Origin of the sequence: Flammeovirga kamogawensis, assembly GCF_018736065.1 — a bacterium.
Taxonomy (GTDB): Bacteria; Bacteroidota; Bacteroidia; order Cytophagales; family Flammeovirgaceae; genus Flammeovirga; species Flammeovirga kamogawensis.
The window spans coordinates 656,584-669,370 of sequence record NZ_CP076128.1; the positions used below are offsets into that span (position 1 = coordinate 656,584).

Sequence of the window (12,787 nt, forward strand, 5' to 3'; positions counted from 1 at the left end):
TCAAATCACCTTTTTTATTACATCATTTTGTAATGTATTATTTTCCCCATTCAGATGGAGAAGTACGCCATGATTTTAGAGATTCTAAATCATTTGCTTGTATGTAGTCTTTTTCTAATGCTAATTCTAACATTGCATTGTAGTTAGATAAAGTAACAAGAGGAATACCAGCTTCTTTAAAATTATTCACAGATAAATCAAATCCGTAAGTAAATATTGCTAACATACCCATTACCTCAATACCAGCTTCTTTTAATGCCTCTGCAGCTTTAAGAGAACTACCGCCAGTAGAAATTAAATCTTCTACAACAACAACTTTAGCACCTGATTTTAGTTCACCTTCAATCATATTCGTCATACCATGACCTTTTGGCTTAGAACGAACATAGGCAAAAGGAATTCCTAAAGCATCTGCAATTAATGCTCCTTGAGGAATACCCGCTGTTGCTACACCAACAATTGCTTCTACGCCTTCAAATTGCTCTTGAATTTTTGCGCATAATGCATGTTTGATATACGTTCTTGCTTGAGGGTGTGATAGCGACAACCTGTTGTCACAGTAGATTGGAGACTTCCATCCCGATGCCCAAGTGAAAGGGTCGTTTGGACGAATTTTGATGGCATTGATTTCCAATAAAAGTGAAGCTACCTTCTTTGCAATTGTATTTTCCATTGTTATTGCTGATGTTGTAAGTATAGTTAAAACAGTAAAATCACTGTTCTATTTATTTTTGCAAAAATAAGACAGAAATTGATAAAATAAATTTCTGATATTTGATTTCTGAAAAAATATTTGTCAATACTTGATATGAGAGAAGGATTCTTACAAATTTTAAAGAAATTTTGGGGGTATGATCAGTTTAGACCGCTACAAGAAGAGATAATTGAAAATGCTTTTGTAGGTAAAGATACACTCGCTTTGTTGCCAACGGGAGGTGGAAAATCAATTTGTTTCCAAGTTCCTGGTGTTGCAAGAAAAGGGGTGTGTATTGTGATCACACCTTTGATTGCTTTAATGAAAGATCAAGTACAACAATTAAATGAAAGGGGTATTCCTGCCAAGGCATTATATTCTGGGTTAAATTTTAGAGAAATAGATATTCTTTTGGAGAATGTTGTACAAGGTGCGGTTAAATTTCTTTATGTATCTCCTGAAAGAATAAAAACGACAATTTTTCAGGAAAGATTAAAAAGAATGGCAGTTGGGTTATTAGTTGTTGATGAAGCACACTGTATTTCTCAATGGGGATTTGATTTTAGACCTCAATATTTAAAAATAGGTGAAATAAGAGAGCTTATTCCACAGGTGCCTTGTATTGCATTAACAGCAACTGCAACACTCAAAACCCAAGAAGATATTATAGAGTACTTAAAATTTAATAAAAACTACAAAGTATTTAAAGGAAGTTTTAATAGGCCTAATTTATCATTTTCTGTCTTTCAAGAAGAAGATAGCCAACATAAAATGATGCAGATTCTTAATAATGTAAAAGGTAGTGCAATTGTTTATGTTAGAACAAGGAAAATGGCTATGCAGGTGGCTCAATTACTACAAACAAATGGAATTTCTTCAGATTTTTACCATGGAGGTTTACCAACGGATCAGAGGGGTGTTAAACAAACAGCATGGATTAATAACAATATACGTGTAATAGTAGCTACTAATGCTTTTGGGATGGGTATTGATAAGCCAGATGTTAGGTCCGTTGTTAACATAGGGTCTCCAGAGAGTATAGAGGCATTTTATCAAGAAGCTGGCAGGGGTGGACGTGATGGTAAAAAAGCTTACAGTGTATTATTGGTAAAGACAGATCAAAAAAGAAAGATTTTAGAATGGGTTGAAGAAAGGCATCCAAATGAAAAACTTCTAAGAAGAGTCTATTCCTGTTTAGGAAATATGTATCGTTTAGCTGTAGGTAGCGGAGAGATGGCTTCATTTCCTTTTTACATTAAACCTTTTATTAAAAAGTATGATTTACCTCCAACAGAAACATATTATGCATTAAGGCGACTTGAAGAACAAGAGGTTTTGATTTTTAATGAAAGTGTTTTTCATGACCCTGCAGTTATGATAAAATCGACTTCAGAAGATTTTTATGCATATCTAATTCGTCATCCTCATTTTGAGTTAATGATGAAAGGAATGCTCAGAATGTATGGTGGTGAAATGTTCAATTCTTTTGTGAAAATTGAAGAAAAGGATATTGCATTTACAAATGGAATTCCCTTAGATCGTGTGCACTCTATGTTGTCTGAATTAGATAAAGTAGATATTATTAGTTACCAACCTAAGAAAGATAAACCTCAAATCACCTTTATTTTACCTAGGTATTTACCAGAAAAATTACCAATAAATAAAAAACTACTTTCACAAAGAAAGAGTCATGATTATGCAAGAGCAAAAGCAATGATTCATTTTATAGAGAATAAAAATACATGTAGAAGTATTAGTATTCGTGAATATTTTGGTGACTATAGTGGAGAAAATTGTGGAGTATGTGACAATTGTTTATCGAAAAAGAAATTGAATACTTGGAAGAAAGATGTTTTACCATTTAAAGAACAAATCTTGAATCTTTTAAAAACAGACGAGTTCTCTCTTCATGAATTAGAGTTAGTGTTAAAACCTGTTGATTTAAAGGGTTTTACTCGTTCTTTGTCTGATTTATTTGAAAGAAAAATGGTTAAATGGAGTGCTTCAAAAAAAATAATTATTGCATAAAAAGAAAACACTCAAATTCTTGAGTGTTTTCTCCTAGATATTTTCATTAACTACAACAATCTTTGCATTTATATACGAATAAATGTAAATAAAGGTTGTACTGAAATTATAACTGTTTCTTAAGAACAGCTTTGTTTATTTCTTTAACTAAAGCAGGACCTTCATAAATAAAACCAGTATAAACTTGGACTAATTTTGCTCCTGCTTCAAGTTTTTCAATAGCATCTTCGGCAGTATGAATACCTCCAACACCAATTATATCTAATGTTTTTCCAGATTTTTCGTATAAATAACGGATAACTTCTGTAGATCTTTTTCTAACAGGTACACCACTTAAGCCACCCATTCCAATGCTTTCTACTTTGTTTTTTGGTGTAGTTAAACCTTCTCTACTAATTGTGGTATTTGTAGCAATAACACCGTCAATTTTTGTTTCTTGAACCACCTCGATGATATCATCTAGTTGATCATCAGTTAAATCTGGAGCAATTTTTAATAAAATAGGTTTAGGTGTAGCCTTTTCACTATTTAATTTTTTTAATGTACTTAATAGCTCCTTTAAAGGCTCTTTATCTTGTAATGCTCTTAGATTTGGTGTATTGGGAGAAGAAATATTTACAGTGAAATAATCAACATGGTCAAATAAGGCATGAAAACCTTTTTCATAATCTAAGACTGCTTCTTCGTTTGGTGTAACTTTATTTTTACCAATATTACCACCTACAATTACTTTTGATGTTCTTTTTTTTAAGCGTTCAACTGCTGCTTCAACACCTTCATTATTAAAGCCCATTCTGTTGATTAGCCCTTGATCAGGTGGTAATCTAAAAATTCTAGGTTTTTCATTGCCAGGTTGTCCAACAGGAGTTAGTGTACCAATTTCGATGAATCCGAAGCCAAAGCAAGCAAATTCATCAATCATTTTTGCATCCTTATCAAATCCAGCTGCTAATCCAACAGGAGAGGGGAATTTAATTCCAAATACTTCTCGTTCTAATTTAGGATCATTTACTTGGTAAATACCTTTTGCAATACCCTTTGCAAATGGTAAAGAGAAAGCTGTTTTTAAATAATTTACTGCAAAATGATGAATTTTTTCAGGATCAACCTGAAATAAAAACGGCCTAACAACAGATTTGTAGAAACTCATTACACCACACGGTTATAGTTTATCAAAGAATACAAACAACAAATGTTTGTATAAAACGGTGCAAATGTAGTTAGAAATAGTATATAAGTGAAGTTTACTTTCTATAATTATTATTTAAAAGTGAATTAACAGAGCTTAAGTTGATTTATATTCTCTCTTACTTATAAGGCTGTATCAATTAAAAAGTCGTAAAACATTGAGTTAATTACTTTAATTTATAGTCATATCTATATGCTTGTGAATGAAACTTTGTTCGTTGATTGCAATTAGCGACATTTGTGCGTTCAAAAAATGAAATAACATGGATAAGGATATTCAATTACCACAAATAGATTTAAATAATTATCAGTATGATTTGCCTACTGGGAGGATTGCAAAACACCCACATTCTCCAAGAGATGAATCTAAATTAATGCTTTATAAGAATGGAAACATCTCGCATAAAGTTTTTAAAGATATTGTAGGTGAGTTAGATGCTGATTATACGCTATTTTTTAATAATACTAAGGTACTTCCTGCTCGTTTGTATTTTCAGAAAGAGACAGGAGCAAATATTGAGGTTTTTCTTTTAAACCCAATCAAACCAACTCGAGATATTTCTGCTGCAATGTTAGCAGAAAGTGGAACAGTTTGGGAATGTGCAATTGGAAATTATAAAAGATGGAAAGATCAATCTTTAGTTTCTGCAGTAAATGTTGAAGGTGAGATTGTGAAGTTAACAGTATCTCATGATGATAGAACTAAGCGATTTGTGAAATTTGAATGGGATAATCCTTCATTGAAATTTGTGGACATTATAAGTGCAGCAGGTAATACACCATTACCTCCATATATAAAAAGAGCAGCTACTGAAGAAGATAAGGATACTTACCAGACGGTGTATTCTAAGAATGAAGGTGCAGTTGCAGCGCCTACAGCAGGACTCCATTTTACAAAAGATGTTCTTGCTAAGTTAGCCGCAAAGGGGGTTAAAGAAGAAGAGGTTACGCTACATGTAAGTGCAGGTACTTTTAAACCTATCTCTGCAGATATAGTAACAGATCACGAAATGCACAATGAACAAGTGATTGTTACACAAGAAAATATAAAAGCTTTAATTGATGCCAAGAAAGTAGCCTGTGTGGGTACTACATCAATGAGAACTTTAGAAAGTACGTATTGGTTTGGTGTACGTTTAATTCATGAAGGTGATACAGCAACATTTGATATTCATAAATTAGAAGCATATCAAAAGGTAGCAGAACATTCGTCTTTACCTAGTAGACAAGAGTCTTTTAGAGCAGTTCTAGATTATATGATTAAAAAAGATATTTCTACTTTAAGTGGAGAAACGTCTATTTTTATTATGCCTGGTTATCAATTTAGAGTAATTGATGCTTTAGTTACGAATTTCCATTTACCATCTACCACCTTAGTACTTTTAATAGCGGCTTTTATTGGCGAAGACTGGAGAAAGGTTTATAATCAAGCACTTGATAATGAATATAGATTTTTAAGTTATGGAGATTCATCTCTATTATTTAGAAATTAAAAATACATATAGCCTCTTAGAAATTAATTTTAAGAGGCTTTTTTATACCAATTACAATGAAATCTACTTTTCCGAATAGAATTGTTTGTTTAACTGATGAAGTAACTGAATGGCTTTATTTATTAGAAGAGCAACATAGAATTGTTGGGATATCAGCTTTTGCAGAACGACCAATAGAAGCTAAAAAAGAAAAACCTATGGTTTGTGGTTTTACAGGTGCGAATTACAAAAAAATACTAGCTACTAATCCAGATTTAATTATTGGATTTTCTGATCTTCAAGCTGATATTGCTTCTAGACTAATTAAAGAAGGAATTCCTACAATTATCACAAACCAACGTTCTATAGATGAGATATTATCAACACTTTTGATGGTTGCTCGTATTGTTGGTGCTGAAGAAAAAGGACTTGCACTAATTACAAAAATGGAGCAGGAAATTGAAAGTGCTAAGCAATTTTCAAAATCACTTAAAATTAAACCAAAAGTATATTTTGAGGAATGGGACGAACCTTTGATTTCTGGTATTAAGTGGGTTTCCGAACTTATTAAAATTGCAGGTGGAATTGATGTTTTTGATAATTTATCGAACTCACATTCTGCAAGTGGAAGGATAATAAAATCTTTTGATCAAGTAGTTGATTTGAATCCTGATATAGGTTTGTTTTGTTGGTGTGGTAAGAAGTTTAAAAAAGAGCAACTTCTTAGTAGAAAAAACGTTAATAAAATTAGCTTTTATTCATCAAATGAAATTCACGAAATAGACCCTTTATATATTTTACAACCAGGTCCTGCAAGTATAATGGAAGGGTTGCCTCATCTTAGAAAAATAATAGAAAATTGGAGTAATACATCAATAGTTGACTAAGGAGAGTAGAATTATTATATAAATCAATAACTTTGTAACGAAAACGAGAAAAGATAAATTATATACAATCATGAGCACATTTCCACAGCAAGATTCATCAGATTTAAACGACAAAGACCCTGAACAATTAAGAATACATTCAATCGAAACTTTTGGTACACATGATGGACCTGGAATACGGTTTATTGTGTTTGTTCAAGGATGTCAATTTAGGTGTTTATATTGCCATAATCCTGATACTTTTGACGTGAAAGGCGGCAAATTTATTTCTTTAGAGGAAATAGAAAAGCGTGTGATTCGTCAAAAACCTTATTTTGGAGATGAAGGAGGAATAACAATTTCAGGTGGTGAGCCATTATTGCATAGAAAAAAGTTGATTACTTTATTTAAACGATTAAAAGAAAAAGGGATAAATACATGCCTTGATTCTAATGGACGTTTAGTGAATAAAGAAGTAGAAGAATTATTAGATTATACAGATTTATTAATGCTTGATGTGAAGCATATTAATGACGATTGGCATCATAAATTAACAACTGTTTCTAATTCTGCTACATTGAAATTAGCAGATTTGAGAGAGAAGCAAGGGAAGAAGATGTGGATTAGATATGTTTTAGTTCCAGGGTGGTCAGATCAAGAAGAATACCTTCATGAATTAGGTCAACACTTTAAGGATTTTAAAACAATTGAAAAAATTGAGATTCAGCCTTATCATAAATTGGGTGTTCACAAGTGGGAAGCATTAAACATGCAGTATGGATTAGAAGGAGTGAACCCTCCGACAGCTGAAGAGATTGAAAAAGCGAAAAATATATTTTCGCAGTATTTTAAAGAAGTTCATGTTAATTAAGAACTGAGACTTTTCTTAATATAGGTAGATACAATCGTTTTTATGGATGAAAGTCCAATTTCGGTTGTATCTATTTTTTTTAAAGGAATAAATTCTACTTCAGAAACGTCATCATTAGCTTGTAAAGTAGCAAAGGTTCTAACTTTACATTCAAAAGTTAAATCAACTGTATAATAGTCTATATCTTTAAAAGTATAAGTATTTGGAAAACTACCAAAAAAGTTTAATTCAGTAATTTCAAGATTCAATTCTTCTTTGATTTCTCTTACTAGAGCATCTTCAGCCTTTTCATTTATATCAATAAAACCACCGGGTAAATCTAGTGTGTTTTTAAAAGGATCAAACTTTCTTCTTGTTAGAAGTAAATTGCCATTTTCATCAGTTATTAACCCTGCCACTGCACCAGAAGAATTGATATAAAAATCAAAATTGCAATTTCCACAAACAAAGTGTTTTTTTTCAAAAGCTATATTTTTATCTCCACATTGTGGGCAGTACTTGAATTTATTAAGAACGTGCATTAAAATAATAATTTAAGTGTTCTTAATAATGCGATACAAAAAGTAATTCCAATAAAGAATAACGCAAATGTTATCCATCCTGGATGAGCTAAAATAGTAAAGAGTACTTGTGTATTTTCTCTTTCTTGTAATACATCTTCTTCTGCTAATTTTAAATTGGGTAATTTACTATCAACAATGTGCAATGATAACTTATTAAGAAGTTGATTCTCGATAGCTCCTTCAAGGCCATAAATAATTATGTTCTTATCATATTGTCTTGCAAGAGTTATATAATTTGAGAGTTCATCCCAAGTTAAAACCCTATTATTATCTTCTTTTGATAATGGCTTTTTAGCATTAGCAGAACCAATAATTAATTGATTAAAACCCGATTGATACGCTTTAATTTGAGCAAGTGTATGTGGAGTATCTTCTTGATAATAATTAAAAATTGATAATATTTCTTGGTCATTCAGCATGTCGAAAGTACCAGAAATCTGTTTCCAAGTATCAACATTTACTTCTTTTGCATCTATCTGGTATGGAGAGATTATACTAAAAACCTTATACCCAGCCTGAGTGGCTACAGACCTTAATCTTACATAGTTTAATTCTCCATTATGCTGAACTGATCCACTTATTAGGCGTTTTAAAATTACTTTACTTACAGAAATAGGACCATTGTCAACTATTCTGCTATCTGTACTATAGGGAGAAAGACTTAATGTAAGTGATTGCCAATGTAGTCTATTTTTAGTACTCCAAGCATTAAATTTATTGAAGCGGTCTAATACACGAGCACCATTATGTGCATTTGGCCAATAATGTTCACCCTTTGGTAGTAATAACCAAGCATGACAAGCGATACCATTCTTTTTAAAAATCTTTAAAGCAGAGATTCTGTCTTCACTAAAGTCTGTAATACCCACATATAATTGAGCATTTAATTCTTTAAGTTTAGAAATTGTAGCAGTATCTTTTGCAATATCAAGGAGTTTAAATCCTTGTACTTCAGTCATGAAGTTTATTTGTATGTTTTTTTCTGCTTGTGCGATATTAGAAAAAATCACAAGCAATAAAAATAATAATCCTCTACGTAAGTTCATAAGGGGGATAGAATTAATGTTCTGACTAGTAACTTACTTACCAATTACCAAAAGATCAAGGTAATTTTCGAATAGTTAAGTCTAATACCTGTGCTTGACTATTTTTTCCAAGTTTGTAATTTTTCCAGAAGAAAGGACGCATAGCTATTGCAAGTGCCCAAAAAACAGCGCCTTGTACAAGCTGTGCATCTTTATGTTTGATGTTACTATTTCCATTAGAATCAAGTTGTCCTCTTTGGACAGCACCAGAAACTAAAAATCCAGTACCAATAAATCCAAATCCACCAAAAAGTACTCTAGGGAAGACTCTAGCAAATTTAATAGTTTCTACTTCAGATAAAGGAATTTCTGTGCCTGACTTATATAAAATGAAAGAGGAATCTTTAAGTGCATATACGTTATCTTTATAGACCGTTTTTTCATCTTTCATTTTAAAGATAATTTGATCTCCCTCATAAATTTTTTTTCTATTTCTACCAAAATTATCAACAGCAATAAATTTTTGTGCAAATAGTGGAGCAGAAGTAGAAAAAAGTAAAAGTATAAAAAGTAATTTTTTCATAATAATATGTCAATCTAGGTTTATTCAAACATTAGCCAACGAACACCATAAGAAATACCAAATCCAGGTCCCATATAACCAGGAGAGGCCCAATAACCTGTAGTAGGATCTACAGCATTTAAAATATCTGATATTCTAACAAATGCCATACATCTTCTCATTTTGAAATCAATAAAGACATCAAAATTAAAATAACCTTCAGTTTTGTAATCGTCTTGTAAATGGAATTGTTGTGAAACAGGGTTAAACGCATAACCGTAAAAAGCAGATGTATAATGCGTATCAATACCTGCGTAGATACTGATCATACCATCTCTAAATTCTCTAACATAAGAAACCTCATAAGAGCCAAATACATCAGGTGTAGGCATTACATCTTGATGAGAGTTTTGGGTGTAGACAACTTCTGCAATTTGCTGAATATTACCAGTTCTAACTTTAAATTTAGTACCGAATCTATTATATGCAATTGATTGATCGTACTGTTGAGGTCTTGCGTACTTATCGTAATAAATATAATCTATTATATTATTTACTTCTCCAAATATTTCAATATTACCTTTTTCACCTAAAGGTAATTGAGGAGCAATGTGTATTTGTTGCTTTTTAACAGGATCTTTTTTGTCATTCCATGACATAAATACAGTAGAGAAATATTGAGTCATCATTGGAGCGAGCGTTTGCTCTACAATAAAGCCACCTTTAAGGTATTTACCTGTTACATCTGCAGTTAAATTATAAGCATTCTGATTTAGTAATTCAAATTCTCCATGTCCAGTTAATGCCCCTAATTTTTTAGGTAATAAAAGTTCTACATCACCACCAACAAATAATTGATTGTCAATTTTTACAGGGACAAAATCATTAGAATTCTGTTGCTGATATTTATAATATCTATACCTCATAAAACCTGACCAAAAGGTAGGGCCAAGCCTACTTTTTACACCGATTTTATTATCTATGTATTGTTCTTTTATACTTGTATATGGTAATTCACCATAACTATAATCTGTTACTAATGGGGGAACATAATTTGGATCATTTTCAGCTCCAGGAGGTAAATTATTAATTGCTTCTACTGTATAGTCATTATATTGATCATAATATAATTTGTTAGTAGAAATAGTTCCAACGGAGTTTGCATACTGATATCGATATGAATTCCTTGTGAACTCATGAAAAACTTGCAGCTTTGCAGTATCAACAAGTGCATATTGATGATATAAATGGTAATTATAATTCCATTTAAATGAACTAACACCATCTTGGAAATAATTTGTTAATTGACCTCTTCCTAGTTTAAATAAATCTTCAATAGGAGTTTCATCAGTAACAAGTGATGGCATTGCTAGTCCTCCAGATTCGGGACCTTCATGAAAGTACTGATAAAAACTTGCTAATAACTTATACCTATTATTTTTACTTTCATAGCGAGTGTTAAATCCTAAACTAGTATGAACTTGACCGTTATATGAATTACTTATTTTATCTCTACCAACAACATAAGGTTCACTATATCTTTGAAATAGGAGACCTGCAGCCCAATAAGGGTTAATGTTTCTACCTATTTTACCTCCAATTTTACCTCTGTTATCTTGTCCAACTACACCATTAAAATCTGTGACAGGAATATATGCAGAATAATATTCCCATGTATCTAAATCTTGAGCATAGGGGTCGAAAGCTGTAATCCCAACATCTTGACCTAAATTTCCAGTAGGCTGTTCCCAATAACTATGTAATGCACTAGCGTTATTTCCTAGCGTTTGATAACGAAACCCATTTTGTCCGTATACTTCATACCTGTGTAGGTGTGTATAAGAAGAGTCCATTACATGTTCTTCAAAATGGATTTTATACCAATCATCTTGATTGATGTACCAAGTAGTCTGTGGACCTTTAAGCCAAGAACTATCTTGCTCTAAGGTTACACCTTCTTTATTTGGCTCTTGTTTCTCTTTTTTCTTTTCATCATCATCCTGTGCAAAGGAATAATTTGAGATAAATAATAAAGAGAATAATATATAAATTACTTTTTTCAAGGTTAGATCTAGATCGTAGATAAAAATAATCGAGTTATTTTATTAAAGGTATTTGTTCAAAGTTAAATCTTAATTACTACTAAATGTAATCTTTCATAAAAAAAGATAAACAGATACGTGTATAAGTCTATTTTAACCACTCATACATGTCATAATGCTCTTTTGTCATCCCCATTGCTTTATACGTTTTTTGAGCTCTATCATTATTTTTCTCAACATATAAACGTAAACCTCTTAAATCCTCAGAAGCATCAACTTCATTTTTTACAAATTCATACATATCTCTAAATATGCCTTGTCTTCTATATTCTTCAATAACAAAGAGAGAGTGAATCCATAAAACATTACCACAACGCCAGTCAGACCATTCATATAAGTTGAGCATAGAAGCAATACATTTACCATTGTCTTCTACTATGACATACCTTCCTACGTTTTGGTTGTCAAATATATGTTGAACACCTTTAGTAACAGTAGCAAGATCTAACTTATAATCTTCTGTTTCTAAAGCCATTTTCACTTGAAAATCAGCAATTGTATTTACATAACTGCTGTCTGCTATTTTTATAGTATATTTTCCCATTATGTTTTTTATTTTTCAGTTTCTATTCCATTTCCATGTTCTTGAGAATAAGCATAAGTAAATTCAGCTCCATAGAAGAGTACTTGTACCGAATAAAAAGTCCATGCCATAACAATAATAATTGGAGAACCAGCTCCCCAAGATGCTGCAGAATGAAAATGAACTAAATAGTATCTAATCCCATATTGACCTAATTGGAATAAAATAGTGGTAACTAAACCACCGATGTAAGCATCTTTACTTTTAATTTTTACGTCTGGAATAAATTTATAAATACCAGAGAATAAAAAGAATGAAATGATAAGAGTAGAAAAGAACCTAACAATTGATATTAAATCAATGTATGTTGTAGGTAGCCAATCTTGAATAAATGTAGAAGCAAAACTAATCATAGAATCTACAGCTACAAGTAATATGAATATAACTGCTAGTGCGATCATCATACCGAAAGCAACAAGCCTATCGATAACTATTTTCTTTATTTTTTGAGTTTTTGGAGGTACTTTCCAAAACTTATTTAGGGCTAATTTTAAAGTATGAAAGGATAATGTTGATGTAAAAATCAGAGTTCCTATACTTATAATAGTAGATACAGTATTGTCTATTTTTAAAGCAGTTAAACTATTTATCATTGTATTTAACTGTTGAGCAACTACATCACCAGCAATTAATTCTAATTCCTCAACCATATCTTCTTTGATCTTATTTTCATCGAAGAAAGCACTAAGCCATGTAAAAAGAAGGTTTAATGCAGCAGGTAAAGAAACAATTGTATAATAAGCTAAAGATGCACCATATATATAGGCATGATCTAGGTTAAATTCCTTCCAAGCCATTGAAGAAAGTTTGAACACTTTTTTCAAGCCATTGAT

At 31.5% G+C, this 12,787-nt stretch carries 12 protein-coding genes; 4 read left to right on the forward strand and 8 right to left on the reverse strand.

The genetic code is table 11. The features are described 5' to 3' along the window. Positions 1-37: 37 nt before the first annotated feature. Complete coding sequence (pyrE, locus tag KM029_RS02600; RefSeq protein WP_144075232.1) at positions 38-673, reverse strand: orotate phosphoribosyltransferase; 636 nt, start codon at positions 671-673, stop codon at positions 38-40. Positions 674-808: 135 nt separating this feature from the next. On the opposite strand from pyrE, the gene KM029_RS02605 reads away from it, so the two are divergent. Beyond that, positions 809-2,722 carry a RecQ family ATP-dependent DNA helicase gene (locus KM029_RS02605; protein ID WP_144075233.1) on the forward strand — a complete coding sequence of 638 codons (1,914 nt, stop codon included), beginning with the start codon at positions 809-811 and terminating at the stop codon, positions 2,720-2,722. Between the two features lie 106 nt (positions 2,723-2,828). On the opposite strand, the gene KM029_RS02610 is transcribed toward KM029_RS02605, so the two are convergent. Beyond that, positions 2,829-3,872, reverse strand: a complete 1,044-nt coding sequence (locus tag KM029_RS02610; protein WP_144075234.1) for a quinone-dependent dihydroorotate dehydrogenase — start codon at positions 3,870-3,872, stop codon at positions 2,829-2,831. Between the two features lie 301 nt (positions 3,873-4,173). On the opposite strand from KM029_RS02610, the gene KM029_RS02615 reads away from it, so the two are divergent. From KM029_RS02615 to pflA, 3 genes are all read left to right on the forward strand, one after another. Continuing rightward, positions 4,174-5,403, forward strand: a complete 1,230-nt coding sequence (locus tag KM029_RS02615) for an S-adenosylmethionine:tRNA ribosyltransferase-isomerase (RefSeq protein ID WP_144075235.1) — start codon at positions 4,174-4,176, stop codon at positions 5,401-5,403. Between the two features lie 56 nt (positions 5,404-5,459). Next, positions 5,460-6,269 (forward strand): ABC transporter substrate-binding protein, encoded by an 810-nt coding sequence (locus KM029_RS02620; protein WP_144075236.1) that lies wholly within the window; start codon positions 5,460-5,462, stop codon positions 6,267-6,269. 70 nt (positions 6,270-6,339) lie between these two features. Then, positions 6,340-7,119 carry a pyruvate formate-lyase-activating protein gene (gene pflA / locus KM029_RS02625; RefSeq protein ID WP_144075237.1) on the forward strand — a complete coding sequence of 260 codons (780 nt, stop codon included), beginning with the start codon at positions 6,340-6,342 and terminating at the stop codon, positions 7,117-7,119. Here the strand turns inward: pflA and KM029_RS02630 are convergent. The 6 genes from KM029_RS02630 to KM029_RS02655 all read right to left on the reverse strand — a co-directional run bounded on the left by KM029_RS02630 (position 7,116) and on the right by KM029_RS02655 (position 12,751). Next, positions 7,116-7,640 (reverse strand): NUDIX hydrolase, encoded by a 525-nt coding sequence (locus KM029_RS02630; RefSeq protein WP_144075238.1) that lies wholly within the window; start codon positions 7,638-7,640, stop codon positions 7,116-7,118. The two genes, pflA and KM029_RS02630, sit on opposite strands and share 4 nt — an antisense overlap. Beyond that, positions 7,640-8,641, reverse strand: a complete 1,002-nt coding sequence (locus KM029_RS02635; RefSeq protein ID WP_144075239.1) for a hypothetical protein — start codon at positions 8,639-8,641, stop codon at positions 7,640-7,642. Before KM029_RS02635 ends, KM029_RS02630 begins: the two co-directional genes overlap by 1 nt. Positions 8,642-8,783: 142 nt before the next feature. Next, complete coding sequence (locus tag KM029_RS02640) at positions 8,784-9,290, reverse strand: hypothetical protein (protein WP_144075240.1); 507 nt, start codon at positions 9,288-9,290, stop codon at positions 8,784-8,786. A 20-nt stretch (positions 9,291-9,310) separates the two neighbouring features. Next, positions 9,311-11,332, reverse strand: a complete 2,022-nt coding sequence (locus KM029_RS02645) for a putative porin (RefSeq protein WP_144075241.1) — start codon at positions 11,330-11,332, stop codon at positions 9,311-9,313. Positions 11,333-11,459: 127 nt separating this feature from the next. After that, positions 11,460-11,915 carry a GNAT family N-acetyltransferase gene (locus KM029_RS02650; RefSeq protein ID WP_144075242.1) on the reverse strand — a complete coding sequence of 152 codons (456 nt, stop codon included), beginning with the start codon at positions 11,913-11,915 and terminating at the stop codon, positions 11,460-11,462. Positions 11,916-11,923: 8 nt separating this feature from the next. Beyond that, positions 11,924-12,751 (reverse strand): YihY/virulence factor BrkB family protein, encoded by an 828-nt coding sequence (locus KM029_RS02655; protein ID WP_144075243.1) that lies wholly within the window; start codon positions 12,749-12,751, stop codon positions 11,924-11,926. Positions 12,752-12,787 lie beyond the last annotated feature (36 nt).